This is a genomic window from Maribacter algarum (ex Zhang et al. 2020) (assembly GCF_005885635.1).
GTDB lineage: Bacteria > Bacteroidota > Bacteroidia > Flavobacteriales > Flavobacteriaceae > Maribacter_C > Maribacter_C algarum.
This window is the reverse complement of record NZ_VATY01000001.1, coordinates 390,502-412,620: the sequence shown is the minus strand read 5'-3', so window position 1 is coordinate 412,620 and position 22,119 is coordinate 390,502. Positions and strand designations below refer to the sequence as shown.

The following is a 22,119-nucleotide window of genomic DNA, read 5'->3' as shown; positions in this document are numbered from 1 at the left end:
AAAATGAAGAAAAAAATACATAAAAAAATATGTCTTCTTGGATATGGTTACGCCTCGCTAATAGCTTATCACAAATTATTGGAAAGATATAATGCTAGTGATATTGTTATTTTAAAAAAATCCTCTAGAAATCACTTTTTAACTATACAGCACCATGAAATCGAGTTCAGTCCCCTGCCAATTTTTCCTGTACTTGAATCAGAACTTTACCTAAGCGATTTATTTAAGAATATTCCTAAGCAAAAGCCTATAAGGGTTAGGTATACCGATGTGGCAAATTTTGATTTTAGAGAACATACTATTGGAGAAAACTCTCTTGCCGATTTTATGATTTCAAATGAAAGTATAAATAAGTGGCTTTGTTTAGGTTTAAAACAGTGGAGTGAAAAGATGCTAACCAAGCCATATAAACAAGTACGTTCAAAAATCGAAAGACACTATTTATCTAAAAATAAAGCCACCCGAATCGGTTATATCAATGGACTTTCATTGTTTAATCTGGCCATCCAAAAAATAGAGCCTAATATTATACAGTACAGTGACATTGAAAAAATTGATTACCTTAAAAAAGAAGTAATTACCAATGAAATTATTATAAATTACGATCACCTTATATCTACAATACATTTGCCCGAATTGTTGAGTCTTTGTCAAAAACCTTCTGCCTATAACTTTGAAAGTATTCCTGCCTATTTTTTCTATTATACTTTTGATGGAGAAATGGAAGAAAATGAAGTTGTTTATGATTGTGATTACAATTCTTCAATCTTAAGATGTATTTCGGTCACTGATTCTTTATTACTTGTACAATTGCAAGCACATAAGTATGGAGAGGTCCAAGAAAAGGCAATTCAACTGCGCATAAAAGAAATTGTGCCTGAAATTAAGGAGTTGAAATATTTACGGGATTTATATGCTCCAACGAGTTATCCAACTGAAAATATAGAAGATGAAACTACTTTGGAAAACATCGCTATTCTTAAGGAAAACAATATTCTACCTTTTGGTCGCTTTGGACAATGGGAATATAGTGACTTGCACGAGATAGAATGGTGTTCGTTACCTTGATTTAATTATTAATTGTGGCGGCATACGCTACCATAAATTCATTGCTGCAATAATCCCAAGATCTCGTTTTTGAAGGTTCTTCATAAGGAATCTTTGTTGATACTTCCTCAAATTTCTCAATTCCCTCGGCTAAGTCCAAACTAGTGTTTTCAAATAGTACCCCCCAGTTGTGAGGTTCTAGTTGATCGGCAAAATTAGTTTGAAAAGTAGTCAATATCTTTTTCTTCCTACAAAGGGCGTGTCTTAGCGGTCTTGGATTTCCATCAAAATGGCAAGGATATATAATCGCTGCGGCATAAGAGTATAAAGCTTCTTTTTCTACTTCAGTAACCTCGCCTAAAAAATGAATTCTACTTTTTGAATTATTTTTCCTTAGAAAATTTTCAATATACAGATTTCCGTTATTGTAGTTACGTCCGGAAATTACCAAATCAAACATTTCACTTTTGATACTATATTTTTTAAAACCTTCCAATAAAATATTTAACCCTTTTTGATGGATATCTAGTCGTCCAAAGAAGAGTAAAAATGGTTTTTTCATGACCAAAGGCATAATTTCTTGGGTATTTTTGACGTCTTCGGGATATATTCCAAAAAAACTCTTAAAAGTTGGTGTTGAAATTTGATATTTAATAAGTTCTTTCGCTTCGTAATCTGTGAATACATGAATTTTGCTCGCTCTTCTTAAAATAAAACGACCAAAGCAATTGATGAAGAAAATCTTTTTTAGTTTGCCAATGGATAGGGCTCCCGGTAATAACTGGCCGAAAACTGATACTATATATTTTTTATTAAAGACAATACATAACAGACATGTTAGGAAAATTTTGAAAGAAAAAAAGCCAAAAACATGAACACAGTCTAACTTTTTGAGCGAAACAAGGAGCTGAGGTAGACTTTTGATTTTTTTTACTTTAATACCATCTTTACTCTCCAGTTCTTTGAATAAACGTAAAACATCACGAGGGTAGCCCCCTTCTTTGTCTAAATCAGGGTAAAATAATCCAACCTTCAGAATTTCTTTTTCTCGAAACGCACCCATAATTATTTCAAGAATTTAAAAATGGGGTAAAAAAGTCTAACTAAAGACCCGAAAATGACTGCAAAGACACGTTCTAAAATTGACATTCCAGCTTGCCTTCTCGCAAGATATGCCTCTTTTTTACTTTCTAAAAACCCCATATGAGCACTTATACCATCTAGTCGATAATTGACCAAGGTTTGGTCGATATAGTAAAATCTATCAGGATCCCTTAAAAATGCGGTAAGTATAAATTCGTAATCTGAAAGCGACTTTAGCGTAGTATTGTACAAATGTTCTTTATATTCCCTGGGAGAAATGAACATACTTGGATGGTTGTATGTCATTCCGTAATATTTGAATTTAAAATTTGATGGATTAAATTTTCTGATTTTTTTAGTATCATTATCAACATCAAAACGATTTGAGTGGAATATTGTTTTTTGAGGAAACTCTAGATAGGTATTAACAACAGTTTCTACGGCATTAAGTTCATACCAGTCGTCACTATTGATGATGCCTATTAAAACCCCCTTAGCCATTCCGATACCTTTATTCATTGCATCGTACAACCCTTCATCGGGCTCACTAATCCATTGTGAAATATGGTTGCTATTTTTTTTAATAATAGAAAGTGTAGCGTCAGTGGACTCTCCATCTACGATTATATATTCGATATTTTTATAGCTCTGATTTGCTACACTATCAATGGTCTGTTGTAAATACCGTTCGCCATTATAGACTACGGTTATTATACTAATCAAAGGGTTTTTATCAATCACTTAATAAGGATTTGAAAACTTTAACTATTTGGATATGGTAATTTAAATATGTTTTTCTAAAAACAGCTAAAAGCAGAAAACTAGGTTAATTCTTTTTAAAATATTTCTGCTAAATATAACTTTATTTGATGATTAAAATACCGTTTGGAAATCTTCTTAATAAGCTCGTTCCTCCCCTTTGAATACATTGAAAACTGTTTTGAAAATAATATCAAAATCTAACCATAACGACCATTTTTCAACATAAAAAATGTCCAGTCTTGTTCGGTTTAGAATATCCGCTTTTTCAATAATTTCTCCTCTAAAACCTTTTATTTGAGCAAGACCTGTTATGCCTGGTTTTACAAAATGTCTAACTAGGTATTTGTCTACTGAAACCTCATAGTCTAAAGTATGTAATTCCATATGAGGTCTTGGGCCTACGACACTCATATCTCCCATGAATACATTAAAAAACTGTGGGAGTTCGTCGATACTAGTCTTTCGCATGAATTTACCCATACGGGTAAGACGCATATCATTTTTTGTGGCCATTTTTGTATGAGCATCTGCAGATGAGGTCATAGATCGAAATTTGTAACACCAAAAAGGTTTTCTTTTAAGGCCGTGACGTTTTTGCTTAAAGTATAAAGATCCTGGTGACTCTAATCTGACCAAAATAAAAAGTATAGGTGATAGCCAGGATAGCACGCCGACGATTACAATTGAAGAAAATACGATATCGAAGGTACGCTTTAATATTCTCGCGTATTCTGTATCTAACGGAACGTTTCTTAAATTTAGTACGGGAATATTGTCATAAGATTCAATTGACATTGCCCTAGAAAATATTTGTTTGTTATCGGGAATGACTTTTATTCGAATCAGATTATTATCCGCAAAATTGATAAGATTCTGGAGTTCTTTTTTGTTGAATTTTGAGGCAACACAATAAATCTCGTCGATATCATTTTCAAGGATATATAAGAAGCAGTCTAAGACTTTGCCTAGATAGGTTGGGCTGGTCGAAGGTATATCGTCAAAATAGCCTTTGTAACGATACCCAAGAAAAGGATCATCGAATACATTGCGAATTTTCTTTAGCATCGTGTCTCGTCCGATAACCACAACGTTAACAGAATTCCCCCCTACTTTTCGATACTTACCCCTTGCCCAAAAGAAAATTACCCGATACCAGGTAATACATAGGCATATTAAGGCGAAAATAAGGAGTTGATATTCTAAAGAATCAAAGCTTTGGTTTGTAAAACCAAATAGCGCAAAGTATGCTAGTCCGAAAACAATATATAGTTGAAAGCTCTTGTGAAAATTAGTAGTGAATCGTTCCTTCCTATCTGTGGGGTAGTAATTAATTGCATATGCAATACTTAGCCATGCTACATTGTAGTAGATGTAATTGATTTTATTGAGGTACGTTTCTGGGGTAAGCAACCATAGTATGCCATTAATAATACATAGATGTATCACAATGGAGATTGGAATAACTAAGTCTGATTTTTTAAATTTTTTCATTAACCCAAATGAACAACTCTAATTATTTTACCCTTGTCAATTGTTCCAATTTATTGTACTATAATTCTGAATAAATCATTAAAATACTCTTGTTGGACAATACAACGTATTACTACTAAAAGAGTTCTGCAATAAGATACGATTTTCCAATCTATTCTACTGCAAAATTAGCCGTTATAAGAGGTAGGAAGTACACGGATTGCGGGGGACTACACATATTCAATGTTTGCGTAAAGATAGATTTATGTACAAATATGGGCAACAATTTATGGTGTTTTTCGATGACTGCACCTAGATAAAAACGTTCATTAGATTTAAAGAAAAAAAGAAGCATCAATAAAAAGCAAGGCTAGCCCAATATTCCGAAGATTTTTCTTACTAAAGTAATCCGATAAACTCAAATTCAGGCCGGAACGACCAAAGGATAAAAAATTCGGTAAACGACTTGGCATTACTAGAACAAAGGGTTTTGACTTTTTATTTACTCGAGATAGATCCTTATGTCAAATCTTTGTTCATTTCACGGCACTAACTTTTAAATTATAATCTAATCTCTCTATCCCAATGTTCGTTGAAAAATAAAAAATTGCTTGTTATTCCTTGACCCCCATTGTGGTTTAAAAATAAAACCTCAAATAAATCTACTAAATGCCTCATGTAGCGACAGGTTAAAACCTCCAGAAATCAAAGGTTTTGCATACCTATTTTTACGGTAAAACCGCGTAATTTGTCCTATTATAATGAAAAGCGGTAGTTTGTCGAAAGCAGCTTGAAAAATGCAATTTTCGGGATGTTTGAATAGTTAACTTAAGATAGTTTAACCCTTAAAAAAGTTAATTATGAAAGCAAAAAACCTAGTGTTTGCATTAGCTGTTTTATTCGTTACTGGCATGTTTACATCTTGTTCAGATAACGCTGAAGCAGACGACAATCTTTATGACTCAATTGAAAAAAAAGAAGTTAAAAACGAAGATACCTAAAGGTTTTTGGATAGCGATGGCAATTGTTAGCTTGTCATCGCTTCCTTATTTGCACGAAGCAATTACTACTTTTAATAGCGGTCTACAAGAATGGGTGCCAATCTTCGGCATCGAAATTTTACTAACAGACGGTCAAGGAAAGGTTTTAGGTTTTTCGACCTATAGAATGTTCCTCTACACTATTTTTATTTTTCTCTTCACCGAGTTTGGCTGGTTGGCCTGGCTCTTTGTTTCAAAACGTACATCTTACTATTTTGCCCTTTTCATACCAGTTATAATGGGAGCTTATCAAATCTTCATAATCCTATTTAACTTAAGAAAATCAGGGGCCAACACACCGGAAGTAAAGCTCATCCTTTTGCTCGGTATTAGTCTTATTTCGGTGTTGGCCTATCTTAAGAAAAATAGATTGGATCTCCCCACTTCAATGATATGGTTTGCTATAATTTTAATTAGTACGCTTCCTTATTTACATGACATCATCACTTTAAGAGATGCCTCATTACGTCCCTGGGTTCCTATAATTGGAATAGAAAGCTTGCTCACAAATAGTGATGGGGTAGGAGGGTTTTGGTCCTACAGATCTTTCATTTATTTCCTAATGCTACATCTTTATGCCCATCTGGGTTGGCTGGGAGCTTTCATTTACTACGGTGCAAGAAAAAGGAAACCAAGACCATTTCTTTTAGTACCCGTTATTATTAGTTTGTATTCAGTTATGATAATCCTTTTGAACTGGCAAGAGACAGGCTTTAATAAACCGAATATAAAATTTTATATAACATTAGTACTTAGCGTACTTCTAGCATTCAATTTCTTTTTTAACGATAAAGTAAAAATTCAAAATAAAGTAACTAGAAAAATATAGAAATATGAAGAAAACTGATTCAGAAATGTCTCATCTGAAAAAAGCAATACCATCCGACGGAACAAGATTCGGATTTGTAAATAGACTACAAACAGGTGTTGGAGAATTGTTTCAAAAAGTCAATACATTATTATATCAGGTGGCAGATTCCAAACCTTATCATTTGGACTATAAAGAAGTGGAGGAAAAATACTATGAGCTTGGTTTTGGCGACATTGACGAATTCGCGAGTTCATATGCCTTGGGTTGGGCTATGATGAATGACTTTGTAAATGATAATGTCATTAAACAAGCTGTTTATGAAGAGGTGAGGATTCATTTGTGGCAAAAAAGGGAACAGGGTGAGATTGAGTAAGAATCATATTGGAAAACAAGCTGACCATACTTAAAATTTAAGGTTAACCTGTTCAAAGCCCTATAAAAAATAAAACCCTGATAATTAATTGATTATCAGGGTTTTCTGTACTCGAGATGGGACTTGAACCCATACGGACTAATGTCCATTGGATTTTAAGTCCAACGTGTCTACCAATTCCACCACTCGAGCCTCATCAATGTACTCGCAGTACATGAATAAAAAAACGCTGACTAGCAGCGTTTTTGGAGCGAAAAAAGGGATTCGAACCCTCGACCTCCACCTTGGCAAGGTGATGCTCTACCCCTGAGCTACTTTCGCATGTGGTAATCTTACATTAAAAAGAACGTGCATTACTAATTAATGCGGATGCAAATTTAATACAATTCTATAAAATCCAAAGGAATTTCTTTTAAAAAATAGCAGCTCTAAATTTAGCTTGTTGCCTTTTTGTTTTTAGTCAATAAACGCTTTATTTCATTCAGTTTCATCAGGGCTTCAACTGGGGTAAGGGTATTGATATCTAAATGCGTTATCTCTTCTTTTATCTGTTCTAAAAGTGGGTCATCCAAATTAAAAAAACTCAACTGCATTTCGTTTTGAGCGGCATTTAGGCTATCAGTGAGCTCTTCATTAGAATGGGATTTCTCAAGCTTCTTTAAGATTTTGTTAGCTTTCGCAATTACCGCCTGAGGCATTCCGGCCATTTTTGCTACATGTATTCCAAAGCTATGCTCGCTTCCTCCTTCGGTAAGTTTGCGAAGGAAAAGCACATTATCTTTCAATTCTTTTACAGAAACATTGAAATTCTTAATACGCTCAAAAGTAGAAGTCATTTCATTCAACTCATGATAATGGGTAGCGAAAAGGGTTTTCGCCCGAGCAGGGTGTTCATGTAGATATTCTGAAATCGCCCATGCAATAGAAATACCATCATAGGTGCTTGTGCCACGACCAATTTCATCAAGCAAGACCAAACTTCGCTCAGAGAGATTATTCAAAATAGAAGCAGTCTCGTTCATTTCCACCATAAAGGTAGATTCACCCATAGAGATATTGTCGCTTGCACCAACTCTCGTAAAGATTTTATCAACAAAGCCTATTTGGGCTGACTCAGCAGGTACAAAGCTTCCCATTTGGGCCAGCAATACAATTAGGGCAGTTTGCCGTAAAATAGCGGATTTACCACTCATATTCGGCCCTGTAATCATTATGATTTGCTGATTATCGCGATTCAAAACAACATCATTGGCAATGTACGCTTCCCCCAATGGCAATTGTTGTTCAATTACCGGATGTCTCCCATTTCGAATCTCAATTTCCGTAGAATCATTCAGAATAGGTTCACAATATTTGTTTTCCTTGGCTAGCTGTGTAAATCCACAAAGGCAATCAAGCTGTGCGATTTGATAGGCGTTATTTTGGACTGGAGCAATATATTCTTGCATCCAAACAATCAATTGTGAAAACAACTGGTTTTCAAGACTTAGAATACGCTCTTCCGCACCTAGTATTTTAGCCTCGTATTCTTTTAGTTCTTCGGTAATATACCGCTCTGCATTGACTAAGGTTTGTTTGCGAATCCATTCTTCGGGGACCTTGTCTTTATGCGTATTTCGAACTTCAATGTAATATCCAAAGACATTGTTTGAGGCTATTTTCAATGAGGTAATGCCAGTGCGTTCGGTTTCTCGCTCAAGCATCTTAGCTAGATAGTCTTTCCCTGAAAAAGCCAAAGCTCGTAGCTCATCAAGTTCTTCAGAATACCCATCGGCTATGGTTTTTCCTTTTGGAATTTGCACGGGAGCCTCCTCATTTAGCATCTCCTTTATTTTGTCACGTAATAAATCACAAGGGTGCAATTGGTCAGAAATCAATTGCAAAGCTTCATTATCAGTCTGGGAAGTCATTTGTTTTATAGGAATAATGGCTTCCAAAGAATTCTTCAACTGAACCACTTCTTTCGGGTTAATTTTTCCGGTAGCGACTTTGGAAATCAGTCGTTCCAAATCACCCATCTTTTTTATATGTTGCCGTAATCTTTGAAGGGTATCTTCTTCTTGTGTTAAATGCCCAATAACCTGATGCCTTTTTCGGATTTTCTCCACGTTCTTCAAGGGAAGCGCCAACCATCGTTTCAACAATCGTCCGCCCATAGGCGAAATCGTCTTATCAATAATATCGAGAAGCGTAACCGCATTCAAATTGGTAGAATGGTACAATTCAAGATTGCGGATGGTAAATCGGTCCATCCAAATATATTCCTCTTCCGCAATTCGCTTTAACGAATTGATATGTTGCAATTGGCGATGTTGGGTTTCAGATAGATAATGTAAAACCACTCCAGAGGCAATAGTGCCATTACTCAAATGGTCAACCCCAAAACCTTTGAGAGTTTTGGTTTTGAAATGATTGTTAAGGGTTTCTTGAGTGTAATCTTCCTGAAATACCCAATCTTCCATAAAGAAGGTATGGAACTGATTTCCAAAGACGTCTAAAAAATCCTTCCTATGTGTTTTGGAAACCAATACTTCATTTGGCGCAAAATTCTGAAGTAATTTATCTATTTGCTCTTCAGTACCTTCGGAAGTTAAAAATTCTCCTGTTGAAATATCTACGAATGAAACACCGATTAGTTTTCTTCCAAAATGAACCGCGCAAAGAAAATTATTGGTCTTGGTATCAAGAATGTCATCGTTCATCGCCACACCAGGAGTCACCAATTCAGTTACCCCCCTTTTGACAATGGTCTTGGTCATTTTGGGGTCTTCCAGTTGGTCACATATGGCAACACGCTGACCAGCCTTTACCAATTTTGGTAAATAGGTATTTAAGGAATGGTGTGGAAAACCGGCCAATTCAGTTCTATCGCCCCCATTGTTTCTATGGGTTAAGATGATTCCTAATATCTTAGAAGATTTAACCGCATCTTCACCAAAAGTTTCGTAGAAATCACCCACGCGAAACAGCAATAAGGCATCAGGATATTTCGTCTTGATGGTATTATACTGCTGCATCAAAGGGGTTACCTTCTTTACTTTTACTTTTTTTGCCAATGTGATTGTATTGAAATTTTATCGCATACCTATCGGTAGAAACGAATGTACTATTTTTGCCAAGGAAACCACAGTATTGTTGATAGTATGGGGATAACTTTTGCTATATAAATACAAAGCCTGCCTGCCGGCGAGACAGGTTCAAGCTCAGATAAATTATCTTTTGAATAGCCAATAGCCAATAGCCAAATGAGAAAACTAAAAAACGAAGAATTACCCCGGTTGGATGTTGACGGATTCAAAAACGCCAAGAAGACCCCTATTATAGTTGTTCTCGATAATATTCGAAGTTTGAACAATATCGGTTCCGTATTTCGAACAGCGGATGCTTTTTTAATTGAAAAAATCTATCTCTGCGGAATTACCGCAACTCCTCCTCACAAAGATATTAGAAAGACAGCTTTGGGAGCTACAGAAAGTGTTCATTGGGAGTACAGAGAAAGTACCATTGAATTGATCACCGAATATAATTCAAAAGGATACGAAACAATAGCCATTGAACAGGCTGAAAAGGCCATAATGCTCAACGAACTAAAAGTGGAAACTTCAAAAAAGTATGTTCTGGTTTTCGGTAACGAGGTGAAAGGAGTGGACCAAAGCGTAGTCGATATCTGCTCAAAAGTGGTAGAGATTCCCCAATTCGGCACAAAGCATTCCCTGAATATCTCCGTCAGTGCAGGTGTTGTAATTTGGGATTTTTGGCGAAAGTTGAATGCATAAAAAAAGCCCGATAAAATCGGGCTGGGTATATAGTTTGAGTTAGTTAGTTATGTTTTCGTTGCCGCTAATTAAGGAAATCCATATGTTCTATGCAACATTTTCCTTAAAATTAACTTAAAATGGCAATTGAACCGCGAACTTTAGAATTTTATCGATTAGGGTTTCATAGTCTTCTGGGTTTTGCACAAAATCCATATCCCCTAAGTCAATTACTAAATTGTTTTGCTCCGGGTAACTTTTGATGAATTCGAAATATCCGGAGTTGATTTTCTCAAGGTATTCGGGTTCAATGTTTTGCTCGTAATCCCTTCCACGATTTTTAATGTTTTTCAATAGCCGTTCAGTAGATTGGTATAGATAGACATAAATCTTCGGTTTCTTAACCTCCTTATACATCAAATTGAAAAGCTTTCGATAGAGTGCAAATTCTTCTTTTTGCAAGGTTACTTGGGCAAAAATCAATGATTTATAAATATCGTAATCACTAACCATAAAACTTTTGAAGAGGTCGTACTGCGATGTGTCATCGGTAAATTGCTGGTAACGGTCTGCCAAAAAAGACATTTCCAAAGGGAAAGCATAGCGGCCTTGGTCTTCATAAAATTTTGGTAAAAAAGGGTTGTCCGCAAAACGTTCTAGTACTAGTTTTCCATTGAAATCCTCTGCTATTTTTTTGGCTAGAGTCGTCTTTCCTGCGCCAATATTTCCTTCGATTGCTATAAAATTGGTATGTGCAAAAAGGTCATTTCTATCCTTGAAAAGACGATATGTTTTTTTTTCGAGTGTTCCCTTATCTCTACATTCTTGTAAAAGATTCCGTGAATCTTTGTTTAACACTGGATGATAGAACTGAGGTGCAATATCCGCCAAGGGTCTCAATACAAACTTTCGAAAAGGCAATTCGGGATGCGGTATCACCAGGTTGTCATTAAATATCGTTTCCTTTTCATAATACAGAATATCGATATCTATTTTACGAGGTTCGTAGCCATCCTCTTTTAACCGAATTCTTCCCTGTTGAACCTCGATTTTCAATAGAGCATCGAGTAAGGTTGCCGGAGCTAATTGTGTTTGAATCGTTATGCAGATATTAAAAAAATCCTCGGCTTCAAATCCCCATGCACTGCTTTGGTAAACAGGTGATATGCGTAATACTTCTCCAACAGTCTGATGAATAGCAAAGATGGCATCCTGAATATTATTCAGTTTATCTTCAATATTACTTCCAAGGGAAAGATGTACGGTTTTGGTTGAGCTCATAATAGGGAGTAACAAAGTAAATAAAACAAATTCACTTTCATTATCTTTGAAAGATATTTATAACACACCATTTATGAAGTTTTTACGAAATTTTTTGGCAGCCATCTTAGGCTGTCTTGTTGCTTTTGGCATTGTCTTTTTCATGTTTTTCTTATTTGCTAGTTTATTTGGCAGTGCTGAAGATGGAGTAGCGGTAAAGAAGAATTCAGTTTTAGAGTTGCAACTTCAACTGCCTATAAGTGATTATGTTGGTTCTAATGCCGATGACCCTTTCGGAACGCTTTTTCAAGAGTCTCAAGGGCTAGATGAAATTTTGAATGCTATTGAAGTCGCTAAAAATGATGATGACATCAAAGGAATTAGCATCAATAACAATTTTACGATGGCTGGTTATGCCCAGACCCAAGAAATTCGGAGAGCCTTACAAGACTTTAAGAACAAGGGAAAATTCATCTATACCTTTTCTGATTTCTACATGCAGAAAGACTACTATTTGGCAAGTGTTGCCGATTCCATTTTTATAAATCCTGTTGGGGCCATTGATTTTAAGGGTTTGGCTTCTGAAGTTCTATTTTTTAAAGACCTTCAAGAAAAGACAGGCGTCAAGATGGAGGTTATCAGACACGGAAAATATAAAAGCGCTGTTGAGCCCTTTTTAGAGAATGAAATGAGCGATGCGAACCGAACACAAATCAAGGAGTTGATAAGCTCTTTGTGGAATTCAGTGGTTGAGGAAATTTCGGATGGGCGAAACATTCTTCCGCAAGATTTAAATCGAATTGCTGATACCCTAGGAGGAAGAACTCCAGAGTTAGCAAAAGCATCCGGACTAATAGACGGAATCGTTTTTCACGATCAGTATGAGGCTAAATTGAAGTACGCTGTTGATTCAGTTTTGGATAATGACTTGAACATCATAGCACTTGAGGACTATTTGAAGCGTTCAAATCCGAAAATGAAAAAATCTGGCAAAGATAAAATTGCCGTAATCTACGCTCAAGGCGAAATCATTTATGGAGAGGGCGGGCCACAACAAATTGGGCAAGGTTTAATGAACGAAGCCATAATCAAAGCCAAAGAAGACGATAAGGTCAAAGCTATAGTTTTGAGGGTAGATTCTCCCGGAGGAAGTGCCTTAACTTCCGATATTATTTGGAGGGAAATCGAATTGGCCAAAGAGAAGAAACCAGTTGTGGTTTCTATGGGCAATGTTGCGGCTTCCGGTGGGTATTATATTGCCGCCGGAGCGAATAAGATTTTTGCAGAACCTACAACCATAACAGGTTCGATAGGTGTTTTTGGTACTATTCCCAATATGACCGAGTTGGCAGAAGATATTGGAATCAATGCAGAACAAGTTGGCACCAACGAAAATTCGGTGGATTATTCCCTTTTTGAGCCGATGACCGATACTTTTAGAAATACAGTTCAAGAAGGTATCGAAGATGTGTATGAGACCTTTTTAGACCGTGTTTCCCAAGGTAGGGGAATTACAGTTGCTCAGGCCGATAGTCTAGCGCAAGGTAGAGTATGGAGTGGGGTAGATGCGAAGAACAACGGTTTGGTTGATGAATTAGGGAATCTAAACGATGCTATTGAAGAAGCGGCGAAAATGGCAGAAATAGAGGAATACGGAATCAAGAAATTTCCAAGATATAAGACCGGACTAGAACAGTTTATGGAAGATTTCGGTGGTGCAGGTGCAAAGGCGAAAAAGAGTATTATCGAAGACGAGATTGGTGTGGAGGCGTATACCATTTTAAAGCAAATAAAATCGGTGATGGAACAAAAAGGTCCGCAAGCTAGAATGCCATTTGTATTGGACATCAAGTAATAAAAGAGATTGTCCCCTTGAGGGGACTTTAGGGGTGTTTTACGATGCTTCTTAGTTGCAATGGGTAACAAATGACCGTAAAGGATAAAAAACTTGCTTATAAAACATACCTCTACTTAGGAGCTTTATTTATTACCTCCTTAGTAGTTTCGAACTTGATTTTTCAAAAGTTCTTTTATTGGCAACCTTTTGGGGATGTTACTGTTTTTGGATCTTCCCTCTTTGAAGTTTCTGTGGGTATATTGCCGTATCCGATTACTTTTTTAATTACCGATTTAATCTCTGAAATCTTTGGGAAGAAAAAGGCAAATCAAATAATTGTGGCGGGTATTTTCGCGTCAGTTTTTTCCATTGCTATTGTCTATGTTGCCACTATTGTTCCAGCAACTAGTTGGTCACCGATTCAAGATGAAGTTTTTTTGGAGGTTTTCGGAAAAACTATTTTAGCAGTAGGTGCCTCAATGATAGCGTATTTACTTGCCCAATTTGTTGATGTCCACCTTTACCACTTTTGGAAAAAACTAACTAATGGAAAACACCTTTGGTTAAGGAATAATTTCTCAACATTTTTATCGCAGTTTGTAGATACGTTAACTGTTCTTCTTTTACTTTGTTATTTTCGTGAAATAGAATGGGAGCGTTTCCAAGGTTTATTGGTGGCTGGATTTCTTTTTAAGGTTTTAGTTGCCTTCTTTGACACCCCTTTTCTCTATTTCTTCGTATATCTCCTAAGAAAACGATTTGGTCTTAAAATCGGGGAGGAAATTAACTTGGATATTTAGTCCAATTTTTGAAATATTCTGCTTTCCCGAGAGTTATAGAAATAGGTAAATTTTATATGGATATGGGAAAGAAATTCTTGAAGATTATTGGTATTCTTTTGTTGTTAGTAGTAGGGGTATTAATTGCTGCACCTTTTATTCTAGAAGCGAAGATCGGTGATATCATAAAGAACAATGTCAACAATACTGTCAATGCAACGCTCGACTTTTCAGATGCTAGTCTGAGTCTTGTGCGTAGCTTTCCAGATGCGGAGGTTTCGCTTACTGACATTACTCTATTGAACAAAGCTCCTTTTGAAGGTGATACGTTGTTTGCTGCGAAGCAAGTGGATTTGAAAATGGGCATCCGTCAGCTTTTCAAGAATGAAAATGAATCCATTGCAATTGAAAGCCTATTTATTGACGGTGCAAATCTCAATATTGTAGTGGATGAGTCTGAAAATGCGAACTATGATATTGGTGGAGATTCGGCTACGGAAAGTGAATTGAAGGCAGAAGAATCGACCGGATTTCAGCTTGATATGAAATCCTACGAAATCATAAACTCTAGTATTTCTTATTTGGATAAGTCCTCGGGAATGTCCTTTGAACTTTCCAATCTGCAGCACGAAGGAAAAGGAGACCTCTCTCTTGCTTCTTCCGAATTAGACACGCACACAGAGGCCTTGGTTTCCTTCGAAATGGATAGCACGAATTATCTCAACGAAAACAGAGTGCTTTTAGATGCCGTAATCGGTATAGATTTGGAAGAGCGTAAATATACATTTCTGAAGAATGAAGCGGTCATAAATCAATTGCCTTTGATTTTTGACGGATTTGTGAAAGTGAATGAGGACAATCAAGAAGTGGATATCAGTTTTAAAACACTTTCTTCGGAGTTCAAGAATTTCCTGGCACTGATTCCTCAAGAGTATTCGAAGAACATTGAAAACGTTCAAACTACTGGAGATTTTATAGTCGAAGGTAAATTTGAAGGAATTGTTGATGATTCTTACATCCCAAGGTTTCATATCGGAATCAATTCAGATAATGCTTCATTTAAATATCCTGATTTGCCAAAATCAGTTCGTAATGTGTTCATTGATGTAGATATTGTCAACAAAACGGGCGTTACCGAAGATACCTATGTCGATATCACAAAACTCTCTTTTATGATTGATGAAGATACCTTCAATATGGTTGCCAATATTAATGAGTTGATGGGCAACACCAAAGTCAATGCCCATTTGGATGGAAAAATGAACTTGGCGAATATCGAGCAAGCCTATCCAGTGCCTGCAGATTTAGATTTAAAGGGGATTCTCGATGCAGACATCACAACAGCATTCGATATGGCTTCCGTAGAAAGCCAGCAATATGAGAAAACGGAGACCACTGGAAAGATGAGTCTAAAGGATTTTGAATACAATTCAGAGGAGTTATTGCATCCTGTAAAACTAAAAGCAACAGCTTTGACATTTAACCCGAAAACGGTGACTTTGAATGAACTTGACGGAACTACGGGTAAAACAGATTTCAATGCGACGGGAACCATTAACAATCTCCTCGGTTATATGTTCAATAATGAAAAAGTGGAAGGGGATTTTGATTTGAAGTCCGATACCTTTGCTCTAAGCGATTTTATGACTGCAGATGAAACTTCAGAGACAGATACAAATTCAGAAAGCGATTCGACTACCACTAAAGAAGCAGAACTTAAAATACCCTCTTTTCTGGATGCGAATATCAATGCATCTGCAAATACGGTATTGTATGATGATTTGGTTTTAAAAAATGTGAAGGGAAACCTCAGAATCAAAGATGAGAAGGCGACTTTAAGTAATATGACGACTTCCATTTTCAGTGGAAAAATGGCTTTTGACGGAGAAGTATCCACCAAGGAAGAAACACCAACTTTCAATATGAAATTGGGAATGGACCAATTGCAAATTGGAGAAACTTTCAAGTCTTTGGAGCTGTTTAAAGTATTGGCTCCGGTCGCGGAAATCCTAAAAGGAAAACTTAATTCAGATATTGAATTATCCGGAGCGTTGACTGATAATTTAACACCCGATTTATTGACGCTAAGTGGTGATATGTTAGCCAACATCTTTACCAAGGATTTTGATACGGAATCATCTCCTTTGTTACAATCCCTAGCGGGTCAACTCGATTTTATCGACTTAAAGCAATTGAACCTTGATGATTTAAAAACAAAGCTTTCTTTCAAAGACGGATTGGTAAGTGTAAAGCCTTTTACTCTTAATTATAAAGACATTGCTATCAATATCGATGGTGGGCATTCGTTTGATAGAAAGATGGACTATAAAGCATCAATGGAGGTGCCTGCAAAATATTTGGGAAGCGAAGTAAATAGCCTAATTGCAAAAATTGATGACAGTCAATTGGATAATTTAACCCTACCCGTAGTTGCCAATATTGGAGGGGATTATAATAATCCGAATGTAACTACCGACCTGACTTCGGGAATTAAAACTTTGACTTCTCGCTTGATTGAAATTCAAAAGCAGAAACTCATCAATAAAGGAAAAGATAAAGCCACCGAACTGTTGACTGATGTTTTAGGAGGAAATTCAAAAGAAAAAGATTCCACCAAAACCGAGGACCCAACCAAAGATGCCGTCAAAGATGTTTTAGGCGGAATTTTAGGAGGAAACAAAAAGGATACGACAGCTACAAAAACAGATTCTATTCCAGCAAAGACGGAAGAAGATGTTGTAAAAGAAAAAGCAAAAGATATTTTGGGTGGATTTCTGAACCGGAAGAAAAAGAAAGATACGACGAAGTCTGAGAAGGATTCCATTAATTAGGCTTAAACGCATAGGGCGCAAGGTTTTTCGCAAGGGTCGCAAAGAAATAATAACTCATTGCGACCCTTGCGCTTTCTTTGCACTCCTTGCGTTTAAGTAAAGTTCTATTAATGAATTCCAAGTGCGACATAATACCCTTCACTTCCCCGAACATTAAAAACGGTATCATCTTCAAAGATGAGGTACTGCCCTTTAATCCCTTTTAAAACCCCTTCAAATTCAGGCGTTTTAGACAAATTCAAACTTTTGACTGTCTTAGGGTATTGCAAAACAGGAAATTCCAAATGTGTTTCCCCATTATTGTCTAAAAAATATTCCTGTGCTTCCATTGGAATGTATTGTTTGAGCTTGCTTCGCCATTCCACCAAATTCTCATCTTCAATTGCATTGGTTAGCATCTTGCGCCAGTTGGTCTTATCTCCAATATGGTCTTTCAGGGCTACTTCGGTAATTCCGGCTAAATACCGATTGGGAACTTCAACTATTTCTATAGCCTCATGTGCGCCTTGGTCAATCCATCGTGTCGGGACTTGCGTTTTACGTGTTACGCCAACTTTGATATTGCTAGAGTTTGCCAAATAAACGATATGAGGCTGCAGCTGTACTTTTTTTTCATATTCCAGGTCACGGTCTTCTTTTCCTAAATGGGCGGTGCTTAATTCAGGACGCATAATCCAGTCTCCAGCTGATGGAATCTCAAAAAAACAGCTCTTACAGAAACCCTGACGATAAATAGGTCGGTCGTTGCCACAGTTCAAGCATTGATGCTTGATAAAATTGATTTTCAAGGTCTTGTTCAGTACCTGATTCACATTTAGAAAATCATCCTTAAAAACCATATAATATTGAATCGGACTCGCGATTTCGGTCTGCATTTTTCGTAATACACCTTCGTACTGCATAAAAGTATTTCTTATTTGAAAATGATAACTTTTAAAGCTATTTTTAGCTACACAACGTAATAGCCAAAGATACCCAAAATGCCAATACCTTTATTCAATTCCATTGCTTCATGGTTGCTTAAAAAGCGCTATCATCAGATAGAGCTTTTTTTGAAATACCCAGCCGAGGTACAGGAAGAGGTTTTGGAACAACTGCTGGAAATTGCTGAAGACACAGAGATTGGCAAGCGTCATGATTTTGAGTCCATTGAAAATTATAAAACCTTTCGAGAACGTGTTCCTATCGTTTCTTATGAAGACATAGAGCCGAATATAGAACGAACGCGACGTGGAGAACAAAATGTATTTTGGCCCACGGCAATAAAGTGGTTTGCGAAGAGTAGTGGTACGACGAATGCAAAAAGCAAATTTATTCCGGTAAGTGCGGAAGCTTTGGAAGATTGCCACTACAAATCGGGTAAAGACATGTTGTGTCTGTATTTGAACAATAACGAGAACTCTCAGCTTTTTACCGGTAAAGGCCTTCGTTTGGGTGGTAGTAAACAATTGTACGAAGACAACGGTTCTTCCTTCGGAGACCTTTCTGCGATTTTAATTGATAATATGCCACTTTGGGCAGAATTCAGTAGTACACCTAGTAATAAGGTTTCATTGATGGGAGAGTGGGAGTCCAAGCTCATGGCAATTATAGACGAAAGTACCCGAGAAAATGTTACAAGTTTAGCAGGAGTACCTTCTTGGATGCTTGTTCTTCTAAATAAAGTACTGGATGAAACCGGGAAAGACCATTTATTTCAAGTTTGGGAAAATTTGGAAGTATACTTTCATGGGGGCGTAAGTTTCAACCCATATAAAGAACAGTATCAGAAATTGCTTCCGAGGAAAAGCTTTAAATACTATGAAATTTACAATGCTTCCGAAGGTTTTTTCGCCATCCAAGACCGCAACAATGCCGATGATTTATTGTTGATGTTGGACTATGGAATCTTCTACGAGTTCATTCCCATGGATGTCTTCGGTACTGAAACAGAACAAGCAATTCCTCTTTGGGAAGTGCAAAAAGACATTAACTACGCTATAATTATTACTACAAATGCCGGCTTATGGCGCTATAAGATTGGTGATACGGTTCGGTTTACTTCCACTGATCCTTATCGAATTAAAGTAACTGGTCGTACCAAACACCATATCAATGTATTCGGGGAAGAATTGATTATTGAAAATGCCGAAGAGGCCTTAAAAAGTGTGTGTAGCAAGACCGGTGCAGAAATTAAAGACTATACTGCTGGACCAATTTTTATGGTTGGCAAAGAAAAAGGTGCGCACGAATGGATAATAGAATTCAGAAAACCTCCTGAAAAACTAGATTATTTTACCGAGATATTTGATAACGCATTGAAATCTTTGAATTCTGATTACGAAGCAAAGCGATATAACAATACTACTTTAAATATGCCATCGGTTCATATGGCACGTGAGAATTTGTTTTACGATTGGCTTAAGTCAAAAGACAAGCTCGGTGGGCAACATAAGATCCCAAGGCTTAGTAATAAACGAGATTACCTAGAAGAGCTTTTAAATATGAATTCCTAGCCAATGACTGCTGTATTCAATTTCTTGATGATAGCAGGTTCAGTACAGGGCTTCATCTTCAATGCAGCAACCTTTCTTTCACGTAAGAAGATAGAATCACCTGTTCTTTTTTTAAATCTCTTTGTATTCTTTCTATCACTGAACAATTTACAATCATGGTTAATTGATAAGGGCTTTATAGCTTTTTACTACTACACAATCCCTTTTTACGTGCTTTTGGCGCCGATGTTTCATGCCTTTTTGGTCAATTATCTGGGAATTGAAAAAAAACGAAAACCTTTTTTTAAGCTCACCGCTCTTGTATTTGTTTTGGAGCTGGTTGCAAGAGCAATCATAATATCTCGGATAACAAGTGGAGCTTTAGACCCTCAGTACATTGAACTGTACAATGCCATTGAGGACGCATTAACCTTGGGTTTTTCTATATTCATTTTTTATCATGTTTTGAAAGTCCTTTTTAGATATCAAAAACTATATGCGTCTATCCTAGCCTATGATGATTTAAAATGGATTAAACGCCTAATTCAGTTGGGAGGAATTGTTTTGGTTTTATGGGGAATAGCCGTGCTATTGAACTTTGTGTCAGAAACTATTAAGGCTCCCTATAGTTATTATCCTTTACGTTTAGGGACTTCGATTTTTATTTATTGGATAGGATATCAAGGCTTCTTTAGATTCGTAGTCCTTCAGGACAGAAAAAGCCTAAGGAAGAAGATAAGGGAAGTGAATAAAACTGCCGGAACAGTATCTACTGATAGGGGCATAGACTTCAAAAAAGGGGAGCGGGAAAGTTTGGTCTTTAATGAGATGAATAATTATGTGGTCAATAATCAAAAGTACTTAGATCCTTATTTAAGTTTGGAAAAACTATCCGAAGAATTGGAGATAAGCACAAGTAAGCTTTCCATGTTGATTAACCAGCTCAGTGGAAAAAATTTTTCAGATTACATCAATTCGTTGCGTGTAACTGATGCCAAAAAGTTGTTGGCGAATCCAGATTTTGAAGGGTATACTATTGTTTCCATAGGATTAGAATGTGGATTTAATTCGAAATCTACGTTTTATACCGCGTTTAAGAAATTTACTGGGCAAACTCCTACAACCTATAGAAAGTCTACTTCCAAATAACAGAAAAGGTTGTCCGAATTCCTCTAAATAGGATAATTTCGGACTCCTTTTTTGTTACCTATTCTAGTTTTGAGAAAACTTTAAAACTAAAAATCATGAAAACTTTTTGGATTCTTTTAATGAGCTTAAGCGCATGTCAACTTTTCTCACAAGTATCAATCAAGACTGATAATGTTAAAAATGAAATGAAGGTCAACGCACTTTATTTACCCGGAGGTTACGCAGAATTGTCTTATGAACGAATAATAGGAGATAAATCAGCAATCGGTTTGACCATTGGGGGTTTCATTATAGCTGAAGAATCGAACTATGTTACGGATATTTTGACCTATGATTTTGCTGTTTTACCATATTATAGGTATTATTTAGGTAGAAAACTTGCTGCAGGATTTTTCTTTGAAGCTAATAGTCTGGTTTTTTCTAGGGATTCGTTTGATGAAACGGACAAAGAAACTGGATTAGGCATAGGTTTGGCTGTTGGCGCCAAATTTATGGTCCGAAAGAATTGGAGTTTAGAAATTGTTGCTGGTGGTGGCTGGAATCTGAATGAAGATACAAATACGGATACTGAAGGTTACTTCTCAAATTTTCCTGATGTTTATCCGAGATTGGGGATAACCGTTGGCAAGCGGTTTTAGTTTAGTCCTACAGAAACTATAAAAGTCCTCTGAAAGTTATAAGATCCAATTTTGATATCAATTGCGGAATACATTTCACAATTCAACGGTAAACGTAATAAACACATGGTTCATCGGATAAAACGTACTACGTCGAAGAATTATCCCACCTCAACAAATAAATAAGGAATTCGAACGTTTAATGCTCAAATTAGCTCCATCGCTTAACCGAACAACTAATATAAGCTTATCATTATGGCCGAAAAACTAGTAATATTATCTGATATGTGGGGTGCCAAAAAAGGTCTCTGGATAACTTCTTACCTGGGATATTTGCAACAATATTATGATATAACCTATTACGATATTCAACAACTTTCGAATATTGACGTGAAGGTTCAAACCACTGAAAATGTACATAGGGCTTTTGTTGAAGGAGGTATTGATACGGCTGTTGCACATTTGTTGAAAAAAGAAACAGAGGCGGCTCATTATCTTGGTTTTAGTATAGGTGGTACGATAGCTTGGAAAGCTGGATTGATGGGTCTTCCTATGAAATCACTTTATACGGTTTCTTCCACTCGAATTCGGGCAGAGGAATCGAAACCTGAATGTAAAACAGTTTCTTTATTCGGTGATCAGGATGTGTATCGACCTAAATTAGACTGGCATCAAAAAGTTGGCGTGAAGTCGGACCTTATTACAGGTTTTGGCCATACAATGTATGCAGATGAAAAAATTATTAGTAGGATTTGTTTAGACCTCCTAAATAACGTTACCAAAAAACAAAAAGAAGAAAAAACGATACAAATTAAGATAGCTTAGTTCGAA

General features: G+C 36.5%; 18 protein-coding genes and 2 tRNA genes. 12 read left to right on the top strand and 8 right to left on the bottom strand.

Features of this window, described 5'->3' with window-relative positions; genetic code table 11:
- The first annotated feature begins 3 nt into the window (after positions 1 to 3).
- Positions 4 to 1,068, top strand: coding sequence for a hypothetical protein (locus FEE95_RS01870; RefSeq protein ID WP_138656129.1), 1,065 nt, complete (start codon positions 4 to 6; stop codon positions 1,066 to 1,068).
- Position 1,069: 1 nt separating this feature from the next.
- On the opposite strand, the gene FEE95_RS01865 is transcribed toward FEE95_RS01870, so the two are convergent.
- The 3 genes from FEE95_RS01865 to FEE95_RS01855 form a co-directional block, all read right to left on the bottom strand.
- Positions 1,070 to 2,110, bottom strand: a complete 1,041-nt coding sequence (locus FEE95_RS01865) for a glycosyltransferase (protein WP_138656128.1) — start codon at positions 2,108 to 2,110, stop codon at positions 1,070 to 1,072.
- A 2-nt stretch (positions 2,111 to 2,112) separates the two neighbouring features.
- Positions 2,113 to 2,871 (bottom strand): glycosyltransferase family 2 protein, encoded by a 759-nt coding sequence (locus tag FEE95_RS01860; RefSeq protein WP_138656127.1) that lies wholly within the window; start codon positions 2,869 to 2,871, stop codon positions 2,113 to 2,115.
- A 156-nt stretch (positions 2,872 to 3,027) separates the two neighbouring features.
- On the bottom strand, positions 3,028 to 4,383 hold the full coding sequence (locus FEE95_RS01855; protein WP_138656126.1) for an exopolysaccharide biosynthesis polyprenyl glycosylphosphotransferase: 1,356 nt from the start codon (positions 4,381 to 4,383) through the stop codon (positions 3,028 to 3,030).
- Positions 4,384 to 5,222: 839 nt separating this feature from the next.
- Here FEE95_RS01855 and FEE95_RS22065 point away from each other — a divergent pair.
- Genes FEE95_RS22065 through FEE95_RS01845 form a run of 3 tightly spaced genes read left to right on the top strand, consistent with a single transcriptional unit; the run spans position 5,223 to position 6,586 of the window.
- On the top strand, positions 5,223 to 5,363 hold the full coding sequence (locus FEE95_RS22065) for a hypothetical protein (protein ID WP_171036956.1): 141 nt from the start codon (positions 5,223 to 5,225) through the stop codon (positions 5,361 to 5,363).
- A complete protein-coding gene (locus tag FEE95_RS01850; protein ID WP_138656125.1) occupies positions 5,320 to 6,231 on the top strand; it encodes a hypothetical protein in 912 nt (303 codons plus the stop codon). Before FEE95_RS22065 ends, FEE95_RS01850 begins: the two co-directional genes overlap by 44 nt.
- A 4-nt stretch (positions 6,232 to 6,235) precedes the next feature.
- The gene (locus FEE95_RS01845; RefSeq protein WP_138656124.1) at positions 6,236 to 6,586 is read left to right on the top strand and encodes a hypothetical protein; all 351 of its coding nucleotides are present in this window, start codon (positions 6,236 to 6,238) and stop codon (positions 6,584 to 6,586) included.
- Positions 6,587 to 6,694: 108 nt separating this feature from the next.
- Here FEE95_RS01845 and FEE95_RS01840 read toward each other — a convergent pair.
- From FEE95_RS01840 to mutS, 3 genes are all read right to left on the bottom strand, one after another.
- Positions 6,695 to 6,778, bottom strand: a tRNA-Leu gene (locus FEE95_RS01840).
- A gap of 54 nt (positions 6,779 to 6,832) precedes the next feature.
- Positions 6,833 to 6,907, bottom strand: a tRNA-Gly gene (locus FEE95_RS01835).
- Positions 6,908 to 7,020: 113 nt separating this feature from the next.
- Complete coding sequence (gene mutS, locus FEE95_RS01830) at positions 7,021 to 9,642, bottom strand: DNA mismatch repair protein MutS (protein WP_212748412.1); 2,622 nt, start codon at positions 9,640 to 9,642, stop codon at positions 7,021 to 7,023.
- 189 nt (positions 9,643 to 9,831) lie between these two features.
- On the opposite strand from mutS, the gene FEE95_RS01825 reads away from it, so the two are divergent.
- On the top strand, positions 9,832 to 10,362 hold the full coding sequence (locus tag FEE95_RS01825) for an RNA methyltransferase (protein WP_138656123.1): 531 nt from the start codon (positions 9,832 to 9,834) through the stop codon (positions 10,360 to 10,362).
- A 114-nt stretch (positions 10,363 to 10,476) separates the two neighbouring features.
- Here the strand turns inward: FEE95_RS01825 and folK are convergent, their stop codons facing one another.
- Positions 10,477 to 11,622 (bottom strand): 2-amino-4-hydroxy-6-hydroxymethyldihydropteridine diphosphokinase, encoded by a 1,146-nt coding sequence (gene folK, locus FEE95_RS01820; RefSeq protein ID WP_138656122.1) that lies wholly within the window; start codon positions 11,620 to 11,622, stop codon positions 10,477 to 10,479.
- A 73-nt stretch (positions 11,623 to 11,695) separates the two neighbouring features.
- Here folK and sppA point away from each other — a divergent pair, with 73 nt between their 5' ends.
- From sppA to FEE95_RS01805, 3 genes are all read left to right on the top strand, one after another.
- A complete protein-coding gene (sppA, locus tag FEE95_RS01815; RefSeq protein WP_138656121.1) occupies positions 11,696 to 13,456 on the top strand; it encodes a signal peptide peptidase SppA in 1,761 nt (586 codons plus the stop codon).
- Between the two features lie 71 nt (positions 13,457 to 13,527).
- A complete protein-coding gene (locus tag FEE95_RS01810; protein WP_138656120.1) occupies positions 13,528 to 14,238 on the top strand; it encodes a queuosine precursor transporter in 711 nt (236 codons plus the stop codon).
- Positions 14,239 to 14,300: 62 nt separating this feature from the next.
- Positions 14,301 to 17,048, top strand: coding sequence for an AsmA family protein (locus FEE95_RS01805; protein ID WP_138656119.1), 2,748 nt, complete (start codon positions 14,301 to 14,303; stop codon positions 17,046 to 17,048).
- Positions 17,049 to 17,155: 107 nt separating this feature from the next.
- Here the strand turns inward: FEE95_RS01805 and FEE95_RS01800 are convergent, their stop codons facing one another.
- Complete coding sequence (locus tag FEE95_RS01800; protein ID WP_138656118.1) at positions 17,156 to 17,950, bottom strand: DUF2797 domain-containing protein; 795 nt, start codon at positions 17,948 to 17,950, stop codon at positions 17,156 to 17,158.
- A gap of 78 nt (positions 17,951 to 18,028) precedes the next feature.
- Between FEE95_RS01800 and FEE95_RS01795 the strand changes: the two genes are divergently transcribed.
- The 4 genes from FEE95_RS01795 (at position 18,029) to FEE95_RS01780 (ending at position 22,113) form a co-directional block, all read left to right on the top strand.
- Positions 18,029 to 19,543, top strand: coding sequence for a GH3 auxin-responsive promoter family protein (locus FEE95_RS01795; protein WP_138656117.1), 1,515 nt, complete (start codon positions 18,029 to 18,031; stop codon positions 19,541 to 19,543).
- Positions 19,544 to 19,546: 3 nt separating this feature from the next.
- Positions 19,547 to 20,671: a helix-turn-helix domain-containing protein gene (locus tag FEE95_RS01790; RefSeq protein WP_138656116.1), complete on the top strand. Its 1,125-nt coding sequence runs from the start codon at positions 19,547 to 19,549 to the stop codon at positions 20,669 to 20,671.
- Positions 20,672 to 20,766: 95 nt separating this feature from the next.
- A complete protein-coding gene (locus FEE95_RS01785; RefSeq protein WP_138656115.1) occupies positions 20,767 to 21,309 on the top strand; it encodes a DUF3575 domain-containing protein in 543 nt (180 codons plus the stop codon).
- A 234-nt stretch (positions 21,310 to 21,543) separates the two neighbouring features.
- The gene (locus FEE95_RS01780) at positions 21,544 to 22,113 is read left to right on the top strand and encodes a hypothetical protein (RefSeq protein ID WP_138656114.1); all 570 of its coding nucleotides are present in this window, start codon (positions 21,544 to 21,546) and stop codon (positions 22,111 to 22,113) included.
- Positions 22,114 to 22,119: the final 6 nt, after the last annotated feature.

Excerpts from the sequence above, each read along its gene's own strand:
- FEE95_RS01845 (WP_138656124.1), top strand. The coding sequence starts at position 6,236 with ATGAAGAAAACTGATTCAGAAATGTCTCATCTGAAAAAAGCAATACCA.
- FEE95_RS01825 (WP_138656123.1), top strand. The coding sequence starts at position 9,832 with ATGAGAAAACTAAAAAACGAAGAATTACCCCGGTTGGATGTTGACGGA.
- FEE95_RS01800 (WP_138656118.1), bottom strand. The coding sequence starts at position 17,950 with ATGCAGTACGAAGGTGTATTACGAAAAATGCAGACCGAAATCGCGAGT.
- FEE95_RS01780 (WP_138656114.1), top strand. The coding sequence starts at position 21,544 with ATGGCCGAAAAACTAGTAATATTATCTGATATGTGGGGTGCCAAAAAA.
- FEE95_RS01810 (WP_138656120.1), top strand. The coding sequence starts at position 13,528 with ATGACCGTAAAGGATAAAAAACTTGCTTATAAAACATACCTCTACTTA.
- FEE95_RS01855 (WP_138656126.1), bottom strand. The coding sequence starts at position 4,383 with ATGAAAAAATTTAAAAAATCAGACTTAGTTATTCCAATCTCCATTGTG.
- FEE95_RS01795 (WP_138656117.1), top strand. The coding sequence starts at position 18,029 with ATGCCAATACCTTTATTCAATTCCATTGCTTCATGGTTGCTTAAAAAG.
- FEE95_RS01870 (WP_138656129.1), top strand. The coding sequence starts at position 4 with ATGAAGAAAAAAATACATAAAAAAATATGTCTTCTTGGATATGGTTAC.
- FEE95_RS01790 (WP_138656116.1), top strand. The coding sequence starts at position 19,547 with ATGACTGCTGTATTCAATTTCTTGATGATAGCAGGTTCAGTACAGGGC.
- FEE95_RS01805 (WP_138656119.1), top strand. The coding sequence starts at position 14,301 with ATGGGAAAGAAATTCTTGAAGATTATTGGTATTCTTTTGTTGTTAGTA.
- FEE95_RS01865 (WP_138656128.1), bottom strand. The coding sequence starts at position 2,110 with ATGGGTGCGTTTCGAGAAAAAGAAATTCTGAAGGTTGGATTATTTTAC.
- folK (WP_138656122.1), bottom strand. The coding sequence starts at position 11,622 with ATGAGCTCAACCAAAACCGTACATCTTTCCCTTGGAAGTAATATTGAA.
- FEE95_RS01850 (WP_138656125.1), top strand. The coding sequence starts at position 5,320 with ATGACTCAATTGAAAAAAAAGAAGTTAAAAACGAAGATACCTAAAGGT.
- FEE95_RS01785 (WP_138656115.1), top strand. The coding sequence starts at position 20,767 with ATGAAAACTTTTTGGATTCTTTTAATGAGCTTAAGCGCATGTCAACTT.
- sppA (WP_138656121.1), top strand. The coding sequence starts at position 11,696 with ATGAAGTTTTTACGAAATTTTTTGGCAGCCATCTTAGGCTGTCTTGTT.
- FEE95_RS22065 (WP_171036956.1), top strand. The coding sequence starts at position 5,223 with ATGAAAGCAAAAAACCTAGTGTTTGCATTAGCTGTTTTATTCGTTACT.